The 18,047-nt window shown below is 65.1% G+C and carries 12 protein-coding genes; 6 read left to right on the top strand and 6 right to left on the bottom strand.

Annotated elements, in window-relative coordinates; all coding sequences use genetic code 11:
- Positions 1-98: 98 nt before the first annotated feature.
- From AC1RQP_RS21280 to AC1RQP_RS21270, 3 genes are read left to right on the top strand one after another with little or no spacing between them, the layout of a single operon-like run.
- Positions 99-905 carry an ImuA family protein gene (locus AC1RQP_RS21280; RefSeq protein ID WP_492938384.1) on the top strand — a complete coding sequence of 269 codons (807 nt, stop codon included), beginning with the start codon at positions 99-101 and terminating at the stop codon, positions 903-905.
- On the top strand, positions 802-2,397 hold the full coding sequence (locus AC1RQP_RS21275) for a Y-family DNA polymerase (protein ID WP_492938383.1): 1,596 nt from the start codon (positions 802-804) through the stop codon (positions 2,395-2,397). Before AC1RQP_RS21280 ends, AC1RQP_RS21275 begins: the two co-directional genes overlap by 104 nt.
- Positions 2,394-5,948, top strand: coding sequence for an error-prone DNA polymerase (locus tag AC1RQP_RS21270; protein ID WP_492938382.1), 3,555 nt, complete (start codon positions 2,394-2,396; stop codon positions 5,946-5,948). Before AC1RQP_RS21275 ends, AC1RQP_RS21270 begins: the two co-directional genes overlap by 4 nt.
- Before the next feature lie 155 nt (positions 5,949-6,103).
- Here the strand turns inward: AC1RQP_RS21270 and AC1RQP_RS21265 are convergent, their stop codons facing one another.
- Complete coding sequence (locus AC1RQP_RS21265) at positions 6,104-6,874, bottom strand: SDR family NAD(P)-dependent oxidoreductase (protein WP_492938381.1); 771 nt, start codon at positions 6,872-6,874, stop codon at positions 6,104-6,106.
- 172 nt (positions 6,875-7,046) lie between these two features.
- The gene (locus AC1RQP_RS21260) at positions 7,047-7,334 is read right to left on the bottom strand and encodes a hypothetical protein (RefSeq protein WP_197969196.1); all 288 of its coding nucleotides are present in this window, start codon (positions 7,332-7,334) and stop codon (positions 7,047-7,049) included.
- 139 nt (positions 7,335-7,473) lie between these two features.
- Here AC1RQP_RS21260 and AC1RQP_RS21255 point away from each other — a divergent pair, with 139 nt between their 5' ends.
- The 3 genes from AC1RQP_RS21255 to AC1RQP_RS21245 all read left to right on the top strand — a co-directional run bounded on the left by AC1RQP_RS21255 (position 7,474) and on the right by AC1RQP_RS21245 (position 13,600).
- A complete protein-coding gene (locus AC1RQP_RS21255) occupies positions 7,474-8,874 on the top strand; it encodes a CoA transferase (protein ID WP_492938380.1) in 1,401 nt (466 codons plus the stop codon).
- A gap of 145 nt (positions 8,875-9,019) precedes the next feature.
- Entirely contained in the window at positions 9,020-10,264 is a 1,245-nt protein-coding gene (locus AC1RQP_RS21250; protein WP_492938379.1) for an efflux RND transporter periplasmic adaptor subunit, read from the top strand.
- A 219-nt stretch (positions 10,265-10,483) separates the two neighbouring features.
- Positions 10,484-13,600 (top strand): efflux RND transporter permease subunit, encoded by a 3,117-nt coding sequence (locus AC1RQP_RS21245; protein ID WP_239622351.1) that lies wholly within the window; start codon positions 10,484-10,486, stop codon positions 13,598-13,600.
- A gap of 10 nt (positions 13,601-13,610) precedes the next feature.
- Here the strand turns inward: AC1RQP_RS21245 and AC1RQP_RS21240 are convergent, their stop codons facing one another.
- The 4 genes from AC1RQP_RS21240 to AC1RQP_RS21225 form a co-directional block, all read right to left on the bottom strand.
- Positions 13,611-14,237, bottom strand: a complete 627-nt coding sequence (locus AC1RQP_RS21240) for a LysE family translocator (RefSeq protein ID WP_492938378.1) — start codon at positions 14,235-14,237, stop codon at positions 13,611-13,613.
- Positions 14,238-14,436: 199 nt separating this feature from the next.
- Complete coding sequence (locus AC1RQP_RS21235) at positions 14,437-15,399, bottom strand: amidohydrolase family protein (RefSeq protein ID WP_492938377.1); 963 nt, start codon at positions 15,397-15,399, stop codon at positions 14,437-14,439.
- Positions 15,400-15,586: 187 nt separating this feature from the next.
- On the bottom strand, positions 15,587-17,017 hold the full coding sequence (locus tag AC1RQP_RS21230; RefSeq protein ID WP_239622353.1) for a TolC family outer membrane protein: 1,431 nt from the start codon (positions 17,015-17,017) through the stop codon (positions 15,587-15,589).
- A 186-nt stretch (positions 17,018-17,203) separates the two neighbouring features.
- Entirely contained in the window at positions 17,204-17,983 is a 780-nt protein-coding gene (locus AC1RQP_RS21225) for an enoyl-CoA hydratase (RefSeq protein ID WP_194388492.1), read from the bottom strand.
- Positions 17,984-18,047 lie beyond the last annotated feature (64 nt).

Genomic DNA, 18,047 nt, shown 5'->3' with positions numbered 1-18,047 from the left:
GCCGTTAGCTTTATATTAGAACATATCATGAACAAATGAGCCAGCCGTTGGTTCTTCTTTTGAAGGCCACGGCACCAATTCCTGAAGGAGCGGCGAGCATGAGCGGCGCACGTATGAGCGCGCTTGCGATCTTGCGCGGCCAGATCGAACGCATCGAGACCGCGGAGGTCGTCCATCAGCACGATCGCGTCGCGCTTGGCCATGGCGAGGCCGACAGCGTGCTGAAGGGCGGGCTCGCGCGCGCGGCGATTCACGAGGTGTTTTGCGAAGGGCGCCAGGGCGTGGCCGCAACGGGTTTTGTCATGGGGCTTGCGGGGCGCGTGGCGGCACGCAAGCCGCTGCTGTGGGTGCGGCAGGATTTTTCGGAAGTGGAAACAGGCGCGCTGTCGATGAGTGGGCTCAAAGAGCTCGGCCTCGATCCGCGCCGCGTGGTGATGGTGCGTGCCGCCGATGTCGAGAGCGCGCTGCGCACCTCGGCCGATGCGCTCGCCTGCGACGCGCTGGGCGCCGTCGTGCTCGAGCTCTGGGGAGAGATCAGACAGTTCGATCTCGTGGCAAGCCGCAAGCTGACGCTCGCCGCGCAATCTTCCGGCGTCACCGGGCTGCTCCTGCGCATGGCCGCACAACCTTTGCCCTCGACTGCGGAGACGCGATGGATGCTGCGCGCGGCGCATTCACCGCCGGGACCGGCTTCAATGCCTGCGGCGCCTTGGAGCACATGGGGCGCGCCGCGCTTCGATGCCACGCTCTTGCGCAATCGTCATGGCCCCTGCGGCCGGTGGATCATGGAATGGAATTGTGATGAGTGCCAGTTCAGCGAGCCGTCGACGTATTCTCAGCCTGTGGCTGCCGCGCCTGCCGATCGACAGGATTCAGCGGTTTTTCAACAGCGCCGGGCTGGGTAAAGCCAATCATGAGCCGAGCATCGTCGTCATCAAGGACAACAATGCGCTGGTGATCCATGCACTGGACGAGGCCGCCGAGCGCCTCGGCCTGTATATCGGCCAACCCCTGGCCAATGCGCGGGCGATGTGTCCCGACCTGAAGGTGTTCGATGCCGATATCGTGGCCGATGCGAAGACGCTCAGCGATATCGCCGACTGGTGCGACCGCTTCACGCCGCTGGTGGCGCTCGACGCGCCGCACGGGCTGTTCCTCGACATTACCGGCTGCGCGCATCTGTTCGGCGGCGAAGCCGCGCTGTTGCGGACGCTGGTCCGGGCGCTCGACCGGCAGGGCTTTGCCGTCAGCGCCGCGATTGCCGGGACCTCGGTCTGCGCGCGCACGCTGACGCGGCAGGCCACGGCAACCATCGTTGCAGATGGTGGGGAAGCGGCTGCAATCGACCAGTTTCCGGTGTCCGCACTCGGGGCGGGCGAGGCGATCACGACCGGCTTGCGCCGCGCCGGCTTGAAGACCATCGGCGATGTCGCCTCGCGCAGCTCCCACGAGATCACGGCGCGGTTTGGCGCGCGGTTCTCCACGCTGCTCGCGCATGCGCTGGGGCAGGGGGATGCGCCGATCAGCCCGCGCAAACCGCTGCCCGATTACATCGTGGAGAAGCGCTTCGCCGAGCCGATCGCAACCGACACCATGATCGCGATGACGCTGTCGCGGCTGGCGGACACGCTTGTTACATCCATGGAGAAGCAGGGCAAGGGCGCACGACGTCTCGAGGCCGCCTTCTTCCGCACCGACGGCGTGGTGCGCGCGATCACGGTCGAGACCGGACGTCCGGTGACGCGAAGCGCCGTGATCGACCGGCTGTTCCGCGAACGCCTCGATGCGCTCGCCGATCCCCTCGATCCCGGCTTCGGCTTCGACATGGTGCGGCTGTCGGCGAGCCGCACCGAGATCGTGGTGCAGGAGCAGCGCGATCTCGATGCGCATGTCCACGACAATGACGAGATTGCTGCGCTGATCGACCGCATCGCCGCGCGCATCGGGGGAAAGCGCGTCGTCGTGCATCTGCCGCAGGACACCCATATCCCCGAACGCGCGGTTTTGTCCGCCCCCGCCCAGCATCATCTCGCCGCCGCCATGCAGGCTGAATGGCCTGTTCGCACCGAGAGCGAGCCGCCGCTGCGCCCCTTGCGGCTGTTCGACAAGCCGGAGCCGATCAAGGTGCCGTTCGCGACCGTGCCGGATGGTCCGCCGCATCAATTCACCTGGCGCCGCGCGCTGCATGCGGTGGTGCGGGTGGAGGGGCCCGAGCGCATCGCGATGGAATGGTGGCAGCAGGACGGCAAGCAGCTGACGCGGGACTATTTCCGCATCGAGGATGCCGAAGGTCTGCGCTTCTGGATCTTTCGCGACGGTCTCTACGAGGGAGAGACGTTCGACGGCGAAGGCAAGCCCGTTTCCCCCAACTGGTATGTGCACGGTCTCTTCGCATGACCACGCCTGCCTATGCCGAGATCGGCATCACAACCAACTTCTCCTTCCTGCGCGGCGGCTCGGATCCGCGCGCCTATGTGCATCAGGCCAGCATCCTCGGCATTCCCGCGATCGGCATTGCCGATCACAACACGCTCGCCGGCGTGGTGCGGGCCTACAAGGAGCTCGACAATGCCGAAGTGCTGCACAAGCCGAAACTGCTGATCGGCGCGCGCATCGTCTTCGTCGACGGCACGCCCGACATCCTGGTCTATCCGCGCGACCGGGCCGCCTATGGCCGTCTGTGCCAGCTTCTCACCCGGGGCAAGCGCGGCGACGACGTCACGCGGATCGAGAAGGGCGAATGCCATCTCGCCTTCGCTGATCTCCTGGAATTTTCGGAAGGCCAGTTGCTGGTCCTGACGTTGCCGCATCGCTTCGAGCCCGCTCAGGCGCTGAATGTTCTTTCAAAGCTTAGGGATAGCCGCGCCGAGGGCGTGTGGCTGGCGGCGAGCCTGATCTATCGCGGCGACGACAGGCGTCGCCTGGCGCGGCTCGATGATCTCGCGGCAAAAGCCCAAGTGCCGCTGCTTGCGACCAACGAGGTGCTCTATCACCATCCCGCGCGCCGTCCCCTCCAGGACGTGCTGACCTGCATCCGGGAAAAGGCCACGATCGATGCAATCGGACGGAAGCTGGAGGCCAATGCCGAGCGGTTTCTGAAGCCGCCGCGAGAAATGGCGCGGCTGTTTCGCGATTTCCCCGATGCGATCGCGGAGACCATGCGCTTTGCAGACAAGATCGACTTCTCGCTCGACCAGCTCAAATACCAATATCCGGACGAGCCGGTGCCGCCGGGAAAGACCGCGCAGGGACATCTGGAGGATCTGACCTGGGCCGGCGTCGACAAATATTTCGGCGGCAAGATCGACGACAAGCTGCGCGCGACGCTGAAGAAGGAGCTCGCGCTGATCGCCGATCTGAAATACGCGCATTACTTCCTCACCGTGCACGACATCGTGCACTATGCACGCAGCCAGAACATCCTGTGCCAGGGGCGGGGATCGGCGGCGAATTCGGCCGTGTGCTACGTGCTCGGCATCACCTCGGTCGATCCGACCAAGGTCGACCTGTTGTTCGAGCGCTTCATCTCCAAGGAGCGACTGGAGCCGCCCGACATCGACGTCGATTTCGAGCATTCGCGGCGCGAGGAGGTGATGCAATATGTCTATCGCCGCTACGGCCGCCATCGTGCCGCGATCATCGCCACCGTCATCCATTATCGCCCGCGCAGCGCGATTCGCGACGTCGGCAAGGCGCTGGGCCTGACCGAGGACGTCACCGCCGCGCTCGCCGACACGGTTTGGGGCAGCTGGGGCAAGGGCCTCAACGACATGCAGGTCAGGCAGGCCGGGCTTGATCCGAACAATCCCATGATCAACCTCGCGGTCGAGCTTGCGACCGAGCTGATCGAATTCCCGCGCCATCTCTCCCAGCATGTCGGCGGCTACGTGCTCACCCAGGACCGGCTCGACACCTATGTGCCGATCGGCAACGCCGCGATGGACGACCGCACCTTCATCGAATGGGACAAGGACGACGTCGATGCGCTCAGCATGATGAAGGTCGACGTTCTGGCGCTCGGCATGCTGACCTGCATCCGCAAATGTTTTGACCTGATTGCGGACCACAAGGGCGAGCGTTTTGTGCTGGCGAGCGTTCCGCAGGACGATCCCAGGGTCTACGACATGCTGTGCCTCGGGGAGTCGCTCGGCGTGTTCCAGGTCGAGAGCCGCGCCCAGATGAACATGCTGCCGCGCCTGAAGCCGCGGACCTTCTACGATCTCGTCATCGAAGTCGCGATCGTGCGCCCCGGGCCGATCCAGGGCGACATGGTGCATCCGTATTTGCGGCGGCGGAACGGGCTCGAGAAGGTGAGCTACCCCTCGCCATCACCGGAGCATGGCGACAAGGACGAGCTCTACAAGGTGCTGCACAAGACGCTCGGCGTCCCGCTGTTCCAGGAGCAGGCGATGCGCATTGCGATCGAGGCTGCCCATTTTACCTCCGAGGAAGCCAACGGTCTGCGCCGTTCGATGGCGACCTTCCGCAACGTCGGCACCATCGGCCAATACGAGGAGAAGCTGATCGGCAATATGGTGGCGCGCGGTTACGACCCCAATTTCGCCAGAAGCTGCTTCGACCAGATCAAGGGATTTGGCTCCTACGGTTTTCCTGAGAGCCATGCCGCGAGCTTTGCGCAACTGGTCTACATCTCGTCGTGGCTGAAGCACTACCATCCCGACGCCTTCTGCTGTGGCCTCTTGAATTCGCAACCGATGGGCTTTTATGCGCCGGCGCAGATCGTCGGCGATGCCCGCAAGAACGGCGTCGAGGTTCGCGACATTGACGTGTCCTACAGCTTTGCGCAGAACACGCTGGAGGAAGGGAGTGGCAAATACTGCGCCGTGCGCCTGGGCTTTCGCCAGATCGACGGCTTTCACTGGCTCGATGAGGATGAGGAGAGGCTGAAGAGGGGGCAGCAGCTGCGCAAGCGAAGCGTGGATGAACACGAGTCAGGGGCGCACAAATGGTTGGGCTCTCTCCCCCCTTGCGGGGGAGAGTTGGAGAGAGGGGTAAGCCACGACCAGCGCCCGTGCGGCTCACCCCTCTCCCTAACCCTCCCCCGCAAGGGGGGAGGGAACCTATCCACCTCTCGTGCGGCCTTGGACCAGATGTGCATTGAAGAAGCTGAGCTTGACTGGGCCGACCGCATCGTCGCCGCCCGCAACCGCCGTCCCTTCACCTCGCTCGAAGACTTCGCTCGCGACACCGGCCTGCCCAAGCGCGCGCTGATCCTGCTGGCGGATGCCGACGCGTTTCGCTCGCTCGGGCTCGACCGCCGCGAAGCGCTGTGGCAGGTGCGGCGGTTACCCGACGACGTGCCGCTGCCGCTGTTCGAGGCGGCGACCGCGCGCGAGCAGCCGGACGAAGGCGCAAAGCCATTGCCGGCGATGCCGCGCGCCGAGCAGGTGGTCGCGGACTACCAGACCATCCGGCTATCGCTGAAGGGCCACCCGATGGAATTCTTGCGCGAGATGTTTTCGCGCGAGCGCATCGTCGCCTGCAAGGACATCAGTCACGAGAACGAGCGACGCCGCGTCCGCTGCGCCGGCGTGGTCTTGGTCCGGCAGCGGCCGGGCAGCGCCAGCGGCGTCGTGTTCATGACGCTGGAGGACGAGACCGGCATCGCCAATGTCGTGGTGTGGCCCAAGATCATGGAACAGTACCGCAAGGAGGTGATGGGCGCGCGCCTCATCCTGGTCGAGGGTTATATCCAGAGCAGCCCGGAAAAGGTGACGCATCTCATCGCCCAGCGCATGGCCGACCGCTCGCACGATCTGATCGGCCTCGCCAACGATGCGCTCGGTCGCAAGCATCCGGTGCCGGCAGGCGCCACCGTCGTCGAGCCGCTCAACGACGACCCTCGCGCTCATCCCGACGCTCCGGCGCAAAAAATCCGCCACCCCCGCAACGTCCGCATCCTGCCGCCCTCGCGGGATTTTCATTGAGGGTGTGAGGCGAGATACCGCCACACACCTACTGCCGTAGGGTGGGCAAAGGCGCGTCAGCGCCGTGCCCACCTCCCAGCAGCTTGTCGCGAAAGCCGTGGGCACGCTTCGCTTTGCCCACCCTACGCGTTCTGCGATGACGATGCAGCGCGCCCTCAAAAATTCACCCGGTTCGAGATCGCACCGTCCACGACGAGATTCGATCCCGTCGTGAATCCCGACACGGGGCTCGCCAGAAACACCGCCGCGCTCGCGATCTCCTGGGGCGTTGCCATGCGTCCCGTCGGGTTGCGGCCCATCGCATCCTTGTAGCGCTCGGGCATGTTCTGCTCGATCATCTCCCAGACGCCGCCCTTGAAATAGACCGTTCCGGGCGAGACCACGTTGACCCGGATCTTCTTCTTCGCATGTTGCCGGGCCAGCCCCTTGGCCATGTGGATCAGTGCGGCCTTGACCGGGCCGTAGGAACTGGCCGTGTCCGCCTGCGCCGCGGAGATCGACGAGATGATCACGAAAGCCGCATCGCCGCTTCTCGCGCCGCTGGCTTCGAGGAACGGTCGTGCGGCATCGAACGCATGCACGGCGCCGAGTACGTCGAGCCGGAAATTCTGCTCCCAAGACGCGGGATCGCCGCCTTGCGCCATCGCGCCGGCATTGGAGAACAGCAAGTCGATCCCGCCGAGCTCCTTCGCTGCATTCTCGATCCAGGATTGCAGCGCCGCGCCGTCGGTGACGTCGACCGGGCTGCCGGTGGCGTTGATGCCGCTCGCCTTCAGCTCTGCGACAGTGGCCGCAACCTGATCGGCGTTGCGCGCGCACACCGCGACATTGGCGCCTTCACCGGCCAGCGTCGCCGCAATCGCCCGCCCGATGCCGCGCGTGCCGCCGAGCACGATGGCGTTCTTGCCTTTGAGACCGAGATCCATTGTTAGCTCCTTATTTGGTGCTGCGGGTGCAGCTGTTTCGACACGTATGCTGAACTATCCACCTCGTCATTGCGAGCGTAGCGAAGCAATCCCGAAACGCGTCCGAGGCAACGGTCTGGATTGCTTCGTCGCAAGGGCTCCTCGCAATGACGCGGTGAGAGGCTCGCACCCCTTACTCCGGTGCCGCCCCCACCGGCGGACCGCCGGGCGGGCGGTGCAGGAAGGTCAGCGACGCATAGGCGCCGGCCCAGGAGCCGATCGCCGCGAACGCGACATAGAACGCGTTATCGGTGTAGCTGATCACCGCGTAGGAGGAGAGCAGGTACCAGACCGCGCTCCAGTTCGCCGCCGGCACGCGCTTGCGCGCGATCACCGCCGAAGTGAACATGACATAGACCGCGTCGGTGGCCGCCGTCGCGATGAACACGGCGCCTGCGGTGAGGGGATCGATGGCGGCCATTGCATTCCTTCTCGTGCTGATGGATGGTCGCGAAAATTAGAGCATGATCCGGAAAGGTGTGCAGCCGTTTTCCATCGCGACGAACACGGACCGCGTTTGCGCGGAGATCATGCTCAAGCTTCAAGGGAGGGCACCGGCCATGCAAAGCCCCGCCGACATTCTGAAGGCTATCTGGACTTCCGCCGGCGGCGATGCGGGTCCGCTCGATCGCGTGCGGTTGACCGGCACCGAGCCACAAATCCCATCCTCGTTTCGTGTCGCCGTCGCCGGCCAGACGACGATAGCTGCCGCCGGGCTCGCCGCCGCCGAAATCTGGCGACAGCGCAGCGGCGAGGTGCAGGACGTCTCCGTCGACATGCACCACGCCGTCGCCGAATGTCGTTCCGAGCGCTATTTGCGCGTCAACGACAAGCCGCCCCCGCCGGCCTGGGACGCGATCGCCGGCGTTTACAGGACCGGCGATCGCCGCTTCGTCCGCTGCCACACCAATTTCCCGCACCACCGCGACGCCGTCTGTGAGGTGCTCGGCTGCGAGGCGGAGCGCGAGAAGGTGCAGGCGGCGTTGATGCATTGGAAGGGGGAGGATTTCGAAACTGCGGCTTATGCGGCAGGTGGCGTCGTCGCCCTGATGCGCTCGTACGACGAATGGTCCGCCTTGCCGCAGGCGCGTGCGCTCGCGCAATTGCCGCTGGTCTCGGTCGAGAGGATCGGCGAGGCTCCGCCGAAGCCGTGGCCAGAAGGCGATCGTCCGCTCTCAGGTCTTCGTGTGCTCGATCTCTCTCGCGTCATCGCGGGCCCCGTCGCCGGCCGCACGCTCGCTGCGCACGGCGCGGACGTGCTGCTGGTGTCAGGGCCGGAGCTGCCCGCCATTCCCTGGCTCACCATCGACACCGGCCGCGGCAAGCTCACAACCTTCATCGAGTTGAAGAGCGAGTTCGGGCGGGCGCAGCTGCGCGAGCTGCTGAAGGACGCCGACGTCTTCTCGCAAGGCTATCGCCCGCGTGCGCTCGCCGCCCTCGGCTTCGCGCCGGAGGACGCAGCGCAAATCAATCCCGGCATCGTCTATGTCACGCTGTCGGCCTATGGCCACAGCGGCCCCTGGGCAGAGCGGCGCGGCTTCGACTCGCTGGTGCAGACGACGACCGGCTTCAATCATGCCGAAGGCCAGGCCGCCGGCATCGATGCTCCCAGGGAATTGCCGGCGCAAATCCTCGACCACGCCACCGGCTATCTGATGGCGTTCGGCGCGATGATGGCCAGGGCGCGCCAGGCCCGCGAAGGCGGCAGCTGGCACGTGCGCGTCTCGCTGGCGCAGACCGGGCGATGGTTGTGGAATCTCGGTCGGCTCGACAGCGGACTGAATACCCCGGATCTTGCGGGCGAGGCCGTACATGCTGCGTTCATCGAAGACATGCCATCTGGCTTCGGCAGGTTGAAGGCGGTGCGTCATTCGGCAGTGCTGTCGAAGACGCCGGCACATTGGACCCGTCCCGCGATGCCACTCGGCAGTCATCCTGCACAATGGCCTGCGCGAAGCTGACATGAAGCTGACACGTCGCAAAACTTTAACGCAAACCGCAAGAGGCTCAGCGTTTTTTAGGTTGTTTGAAATCCTAATTCGGCACTATTAGCGCGACCGATGAGGCAGTCATTTGCCGAGATCGTCGCAGACACGACCGGGCCCCATGGTAGTTGAAAAGACCAAGCGATTGCAGGTGCTTACAAAACAACGGGTGATCGCATCCGTAGTTCTACTCGCTCTTGCCGGCGCCGGTGCCTACGGCTTCCTTTCTTCCGGGCCAAAGCAAAAAAAGCACTCCGAGATCTCCAGCCAGTCGCGCAGGAATGCGCAGACCTTCACGCCCACGCCGTCCGAATGGGCGACGCTGACGATCGAGCCGGTCAAGGCCAAGAGCTTCCGAGCCGAGTACGTCACCGAGGGCAAGGTCGCGGTCGACGAGGACCGCTCGACGCCGGTGTTCTCGCCCTATGCGGGCCGGGTCACCAAGCTGCTGGCCAAGCCGGGCGAGATGCTGAAGCAAGGTCAACCGCTGTTTACGATCGAGGCCGCCGACACCGTGCAGGCCCAGAACGATTTCATCGCGGCGATGACCTCGCAGAACAAGGCGAAGTCCGCGCTCGAGCTTTCCGACATCCAGTTCAAGCGCGCCAAGGACCTCTATGAGGGCCATGCCATTCCGCTCAAGGACTATCAGCAGGCGGAAGCAACCCAGGTCCAGGCGCAGAACGACATGCGCTCCTCGGTGACGGCGCTGGAAGCCGCGCGCAACAAGCTGCGCATCCTCGGCTTCACCGACGAGACCATCAAGGCGTTCCAGGACAAGGGCACGATCAATCGGGAGGTCACGATCTATTCGCCGATCTCCGGCACGGTCGTGCAGCGAAAGATCGGCCCCGGGCAGTACGTCAATTCCGGCGCCAGCGATCCGGTCTTCGTCATCGGCGATCTCTCCACGGTCTGGCTCACCGCCTTCGTTCGCGAGAGCGACGCGGCCGCGGTGTGCATCGGGCAGGACATCACCGTCAACGTGATGGCGCTGCCGGGCCGTCCGTTCACCGCCAGGATCAACTACGTCGCCACTGCGATCGACCCCGCCACCCGCCGCCTTCTGGTTCGCGCCACCATCGACAACAAGGACGGCCTGTTGAAGCCCGAGATGTTCGCCAACGTCACGATCTATTCGGCGGGCGACCGCGCCGCGCCGGCTGTGCCGAAGCAGGCGTTGATCTATGAAGCCGACAACGTCCGCATCTGGGTCGCGCGCGAGGACAAGTCGGTCGAGCTGCGCAAGATCAAGGTCGGCCTCATCAACGGCGACCTGATCGAGGTCACCGGCAATCTCAAGCCCGGCGAGCAGATCGTCACCAAAGGCAGCCTGTTCATCGACCGTGCAGCCTCCGGCAGCTGATCCAGAATGAATGTTGACGTGAATCAGGTCGCGCACGGGCTCGCGTCACCTCGCCCCGCTTGCGGGGAGAGGTCGGATTGCGCTCGGCGCCGCGAAGCGTCGCTCGAAGCAATCCGGGTGAGGGGGACTCTCCGCAAGTCCAACTCTCACCGTCCCTGCGGAGACTCCCCCCCAACCCTCTCCCCGCAAGCGGGGAGAGGGGGAAGGCCGTTGACCTGAATGGATCGTCTCGTTGCCCTCGCCGTCGACCGGCGTTTCCTGATGGTCGGCATGTTCGCCGCCGTGCTGATCGGCGGCCTGATCGCGTTCAACCAGCTCAACATCGAGGCCTATCCCGATCCGACCCCGCCGATGGTCGACATCGTGACGCAAAGTCCGGGCCTGTCGGCGGAGGAGATCGAGCGCTACATCACGATTCCGATCGAGACCCAGGTCGCGGGTCTGAAGAATCTCACCACCATCCGCACCATCTCGCTCTACGGCCTCTCCGACGTCAAACTCCAGTTCTCCTTCGCCTACACCTATGACGAGGCGTTGCAGCAGGTGCTGAACCGCCTGGCGCAGCTCGCGCCGCTGCCGGGCAACGTGCAGCCGCAAATCTCGCCGCTCAGCCCGATCGGAGAGATCTTCCGTTATCGCCTGGTCGGCCCGCCCAATTACAGCGTGCTCGACCTCAAGACCATCCAGGACTGGATTCTCCAGCGCCGTTTCCGTGCCGTGCCCGGCGTCATCGACGTCACCGGCTGGGGCGGCAAGAGCAAGACCTACGAGCTCCAGGTCGACTTCAACAAGCTGGTCGCCAACGGCCTGACGCTGCCGCAACTGCTCCAGGCCGTCGGCAATTCCAACGTCAATGTCGGCGGCAACACCGTCGATATCGGCCAGCAATCGGCCGTGGTGCGCGGCGTCGGCCTGATCCGCTCGATCGACGACCTCGCCAACACCATGGTGGCGCAGACCGGCGGCAATCCGGTGCTGGTCAAGGACGTCGCAACCGTCACCGTCGGCCACAAGCCGCGTCTCGGCATCGCCGGCCTCGACGAAACCGACGACATCGTGCAGGGAATCGTCCTGATGCGCCGCGGCGAACAGAGCTCGCCGACCATCAAGCGGGTCGAGCAGCTCGTTCAGCAAATCAACAACTCCACCATTCTGCCGCCGGGCGTGCGCATCGAGCGCATCTACGACCGCAAGGACCTGATCGATCTCACCACCCACACCGTGCTGCACAACATGGTGGTCGGCATCCTGCTGATCGTGCTGTTGCAGTGGATATTCCTCGGCAATCTCCGCAGCGCGCTGATCGTCGGCGCCACGATTCCGTTTGCGCTGTTCTTCGCCGTGATCATCCTGGTGCTGCGCGGGGAATCGGCAAACCTGCTGTCGGTCGGCGCCATCGATTTCGGCCTGATCGTCGACGCCACCGTCATCATGGTGGAGGCGATCTTCCGCCGCCTGACGCAGACGACGCCGATCTCGGAATCCGAGCATATATCGCCCGAGACGCTGTTCGGCATGAAGAGCCATGCCATCCTCAGCGCGGCCGCCGACGTCTCGCGCTCGATCTTCTTCGCCGCGGCGATCATCATCGCGGCCTTCCTGCCGCTGTTCACGCTATCCGGGGTCGAGGGCAACATCTTCGGGCCGATGGCCCGCACCTATGCCTATGCGCTCGCCGGTGGGCTCCTTGCGACCTTCACCGTCACGCCGGCGCTGTCCGCGATCATCCTGCCCGCGCATGTCGAGGAAACCGAGACCAAGGTGATGCTGATCCTGCACCGGTTGTACTCGCCGCTGCTGCACTGGGCGGTCGCCAATCGCAACATCGTCCTCGGCGGTGCGGTCGGCCTCGTGCTGACGACGGTGGCGCTCAGCCGGCTGCTCGGCCTCGAATTCCTGCCGAAGCTGGAGGAGGGCAATCTCTGGATCCGTGCCACGCTGCCGCCGACCATCTCGCTCCAGGAAGGCAACAGCTACGTCAACGAGATGCGCAAGGTGATCCGCGCGCGGCCGGAGGTCGAATCCGTCGTGTCGCAGCACGGCCGTCCCGATGACGGCACCGACGCCGCCGGCTTCTTCAATGCCGAGTTCTTCGCGCCGCTCAAGCCCGTGAGCCAGTGGCCCGGCACGCGCGACAAGGAAGAGCTGACCGCGCAGCTGCTCAAGCAGCTCGACGACCGCTTTCCCGGCGTCGAGTTCAACTTCTCGCAATATCTCCAGGACAACGTCTCCGAAGCCGTCTCCGGCGTGAAGGGCGAGAACTCGATCAAGCTGTTCGGCAGCGACCTCCAGGCGCTGACCGACACCGCCAACAAGATCAAATCGGTGCTGGCCACCGTACAGGGCGTCACCGACCTTGCCGTGTTCACCTCGCTCGGGCAGCCGACCATCCAGATCGACATCGACCGCGCCAAGGCCGCGCGCTACGGCCTTGCACCGGGCGACATCAACGCCACCATCAAGGTCGCAATCGGCGGCGACACCGCCGGCGACCTTTATGAGCCCGGAAGCGATCGCCACTTCCCGATCATCGTTCGCCTCGCGCCGGAATACCGCCGGAGTGCCGAGGCGATCCAGAATTTGCGGATCGGCGCACCCGGGCCGAACGGCACCGTCACGCAGATTCCCCTGAGCGAGGTCGCCACCATCAGCCTCGTCTCCGGCGCGGCCTATATCTATCGCGAGCAGCAGGAGCGCTATCTGCCGATCAAGTTCTCGGTGCGCGAGCGCGATCTCGGCAGCGCCATCCGCGAGGCACAGGACAAGATCGCCGAGCAGGTACAGCTGCCGCCGGGCTCGCACATGGAGTGGGTCGGCGAGTTCGGCAATCTCCAGGACGCGATCCGGCGGCTGTCGATCGTGGTGCCGATCTCGCTGGCGCTGATCGGCGTGCTGCTCTGGTTCAATTTCGGCTCGATGACCGACACGCTGCTCGCGATGAGCGTGATTCCGATGGCGATCTTCGGCGGCGTGCTGGGCCTGCTGATCTCCGGCACGGCGTTCAGCGTCTCCGCGGCAATCGGTTTCATCGCGCTGTTCGGCATCGCCGTGATGGACGGCATCATCATCCTCTCGCAGTTCAACCAGCTCATCGAAGAGGGCATGGACCGCATGAGCGCGGTGGTCCGCACCGGCGAGCTTCAGCTCCGTCCCGTGCTGATGACCTGCGTCGTCGCAGGCGTCGGCCTGTTGCCGGCGGCGCTGTCGGAAGGCATCGGCTCGCAGGTGCAGAAGCCGCTCGCGGTCGTCGTCGTCACCGGCATGATGCTGGCGCCGCTCGTGATACTGGTGACCTTGCCGGTCCTGATCTCGTTCTTTTCCCGCCGCGCGCGCTGACGGCCGCCCGTCACAACATCCGCCGTGCGATCCGCACCAGCATCATGGTGCCGAGCCCGAGCAGCATCAGGCTGGCGAGCCGGCTGCTCAGCGACAGCATCCGGGGTGTCAGCCGCGACCGCGCCGTTGCGACCATCGTGCTCAGTACCGTCCACCAGATCGCTGAGCCGACGAATACGCCGGCGAGCAAAGGCGATGCGGCCGATGGCGTGGAGAACACGTGCAGTGCCGCCATGAACAGGATGATCGTGAGTGGATTGGTCGCCCCTAGCGCGATGGCACTGAGGTAGGCCCGCGCCAGGCGGATATTGTCGGTCTCGTCCGTCGTTTGAATCACGACGGACGAACGATGGGTGCGGATCGCGAACCACAGCAGCGTGAGGGCCGAGACGATCCCGAAGTAGGTCGCGTTCGCTTCGACCCATGGCCGTGCCAGCGAGCCGAGGCCCAGTACGGCGAACGTGCCGTATCCAAGATGCACCGTCGCTGCACCAAACCCCGTTGCCAGGCCCGTGGCCATGCCGGACGAGAGGGTACGCTGAATGCACAGCATGCCCATGGGGCCGATCGGAGCTGCGACGGTGAAACCAATTCCGATGCCGGAAGCAAGCGCGGCAAGATAAAATGACAAGGACATGCGACCGCACGAACAGATGAAATCTGTGCGTGCGTATCGGCGGGCGTGCGTCGCCGCTTCATCCAAATGGGTGAAAAGCGACCGCCGCTACAAACACGTTCGTGTGAATCCGATGCCGTCGTGCTGCTGTGACTGCGGTTCCATTGCGTAGCAGACAATCGATACTTACGTCGCTGAACCTTGCCGGCCTTGGCGCGACTCAGAACCCGTAGAGCCGCGCCGGATTGTCGACCAGGATCTTCTTGCGCACGTCCGCATCCGGCGCCCATACCGGCAACTGGTTGAGCAGGCGGCCGTCGTCGATCTGATAGAGAGGCGCGATGTCGGTGGGCTTGCGTCCCTCGACGCGGCTGGAATCCGGATGCGGCCAGTCGGTGCCCCAGACGATGCGGTCCGCATTGGCCGCGATCAGCGCGCGGGCATAGGGCACCATGTCCTGATAGTCGGGCGCGAGCTTCGAGGAGCGATAGGCGCCGGAGATCTTCACATAGGCGTTGCCGGACTTGACGAGGGCGATCAGGTCGGCAAATCCCGGCTGCTCCAGCCCAAGTGAGGCCTCGAGCCCGCCGAAATGGTCGAACACGGCGGGCACGGGCGACGCCAGCACGAGATCCTTGATCGCGGAGATCATCGCCGGCGTCGTGTAGAGCTGCACATGCCAGCCGCGCGCCTTCATGCGCTCGACGGCTGCGGTGAAGCGGGCGCGGCCGACATTGGGATCGTTGATGCCCCCGGTCGCCAGATTGATGCGGATGCCGCGGAAGCCTTCCGCCTGCATGGTATCGAGCTCTGCTTCCGTGGTCTTGTCGTCGATCACGGCGACCCCGCGCGCGGTCGCGCCACGCGCCTTCATGCCGAACAAGGTGGAGGAATTGTCGGTGCCGTAGACGCTCGGCGTCACGATCACCACGCGTTCGATATGCAGCGCCTTGTGCAGCGCCGCCATTTCTTCGGGGCTCGCCGGCTCCGGCGTATAGACGCGCCCCGCGAAGAACGGAAATCTCTGGGGGTCGCCATGAATGTGGGTGTGGCAGTCGCAGGCATGCGCCGGGATGTCGAAATTGATCGGCGTTGCGGGTTGCGCCGCACGGGCGCGGGCTTTGCTGGTCATGGCTACTCCGGCGGCAAGGGAGGCAAGCATGATGCTGCGTCGGCTGTGCATGGCTTCTCTCCCTGTTTCGTTCTTTGGAAATGCGGCTGGGACGGTATCAGATCCTCCGGGTCAGCTGCTGCGCCTGGCTGCATAGCTGCTCAACAAGGCCCGCAGGCGGACGTGAACCGTCAACGCGTCCGACCGGGAGCCGAAGACGGCGAGGGGGCAGAGCGCTAGAGACGCCGCGCGTCGGCGGCTATTGCCCTGACGGCGTACGCAGGCCGTGCCAGGCGTCGCGGACCTGGTGGTAATGCACCTCGGGCAGGTAGTCCGGCGTGTTCAGGTTCAGCGTCTTGACGTCGAGATGCCCGATGGCGCTGAGCAGCGTGTAGGAGGCGATCACGCGGTCGCGTTGCGCGCCGATAAGGCGGGCCTTGGCCTGGATCAAATCGGCTTGCGAGTTCAAGACGTCCACGGTCGTGCGCTGTCCGCCGGATGCCTCACGCTGCACGCCCTGGAGCGCGACGGTCGCCGCCTTCACCTCGGACTCCGAGGCCGAGACCGTGACCTTCGCACCTTCATTGGCAACCCATGCGCTGACCACCGCCGTGCGCGCCTGGTTGCGCACCTGGTCGAGCACGAGCCGGCTCTGTGCCGTGATCTCCTTGGCCTGCCGGGTCTGCGCTGCAGCCTGACCGCCGTCATAGATCGGGGCGGTGACGTTGGCGACGATCGAGGCCTGGTCTTCGGCGAAGGTGCCTAGCGTCGGGTCGTTGTTGCGGCTCTTGCTTGCGCTGCCCTGGATGCTGGCGCTCGGCAGCAGCGTGCCTTCGGCGATGCGGATGTTGGTGGAGGCGACATCGACGTCGAAGCTTGCGGCCATCACCGCCGGATGCTGGCGGATCGCCATCGTCACGGCGTCTTCGCGGCTCTTCGGCAGATAGCGGTCGACGGCCTCGGCGGGCCGAAGCTGCGACGGCGCATTGCCGATCACCTGCGCATAGGTCGCCTGGCTGACGGCGAGCGCGACCTCGGCCGCGTTGAGATCGGCAAGGCCGCGGTTGAGACGGGCCTCGGCCTGCGCGGTATCGGTCGGCGTGACGTCGCCTGCATTGAGACGGCGCTGGGTGACGGAGAGCGTTTCGCGCAGGAAGGCGACGTTGGAGCGCTGTGCCTCGACCAGCGACTGGTTGGCAAGCACGTTGGTGTAGGCGGTGACCGCATCGAGCAGGACGCCCTGGCCGACATTGCGCAGCGCTTCGCGGCCGGACTGCACCTGGAGTTCGGCGGCCCGCACGCTGTTGGCGGTGCGGAAACCGTTGAACAGGGTCTGCGTCACGGTGACGCCGATGATCCAGGGCTTCAGGTTGGCGGTCTGGATGGTGTTGTCGGGCAACAGATTGCGCACCGATTGCAGGCCGGCGCTGAGGCTGGCCACGATCTGCGGCCGATAGCCGGCGAGCGCCTGCGGCACATTCTCGTCGGTCGCGCGCTGGCGCGCACGCTCGGCATTGAGCTGGGGATTGGTCTGGTAGGCCTTGGCCAGCGCCTCCGGCAGAGCTTCGGCCCAGGCGGCGGAGGGCAGGGCGCACGAGAGCGCCAGCGTGGCCCATGTCGCAAACGCGGGACCCACGCCCGATCGGTGCCGCGTCACCCCGCGACCAGCTCTGGCGATACGCCCAGTCATATGTTCCCGCGAATTCCCGGCTGTCCGCCCCCGCCGACGGCGGTCCTCTTAGCTGTTTAACCAGCCGAGGTCCCGCAGGCAAACTGCCGCGGGCAAAACCCCCATGAAATCCGTGCTTGTTGCAGCTCCGTCACAGCATTCTGCGGGAGCGCGGGCAGAGCCTTACAGCAGCCTGACCGGTTTGCCTTACCGGTTCTTGTTCACCGGCTTGCGCTTCTCGATGAACGCAGCCATGCCCTCGGAGCGGTCCTCGAGCGCGAAGGTCGAGTGGAACAGGTTGCGCTCGACGCTCATGCCCTCGGCGAGCGTGGTCTCGAAGGCGCGGTTCACCGCTTCCTTGGCCATCGCGGCCGCAGGGCGCGACATCGCGGCGATCTTCTCGGCTGCCGCCATCACTTCGTCCATGAGCTTGTCAGCGGGTACGATGCGGCTGACGAGGCCCGAGCGCTCGGCTTCCGCCGCATCCATCATCCGGCCGGTGAGGCAGAGGTCCATTGCCTTGGACTTGCCGATCGCGCGCGTCAGGCGCTGGGTACCGCCGATGCCGGGAATGGTGCCGAGCGTGATCTCGGGCTGGCCGAACTTCGCGGTGTCGGCGGCGATGATGAAATCGCACATCATGGCGAGCTCGCAGCCGCCGCCCAGCGCATAGCCGGCAACGGCCGCGATCGTCGGCTTGCGGCAACGCGCGACGCGGTCGCCGCCGATCGCGGCGAAATCCTCCGAGAACATGTCGATGAAGCCCTTGGGCTGCATCTCCTTGATGTCGGCGCCGGCGGCAAAGGCCTTCTCGTTGCCGGTCACGACGATGCAGCCGATGGCATCATCGGCCTCGAGATCGTCGACCGCCGCGGCGATCTCGCGAAAGACGCCGAAAGAGAGTGCGTTGAGCATCTTCGGCCGGTTCAGCTTGACGATGCCGACCGCGCCTTTGCTTTCGACGATGATGTGTTCGAACGTGCTCATGCTCCACCCACGCTTTTGATTGGGTGGGCAATGTGCCCGCTGGCGCGATGGGCTTCAAGGGGCT

Source organism: Bradyrhizobium sp. GW821-FHT13H06, from assembly GCF_058803975.1.
The sequence above is the reverse complement of the archived record's forward strand: the minus strand, read 5'-3'. Positions and strand labels throughout refer to the sequence as shown.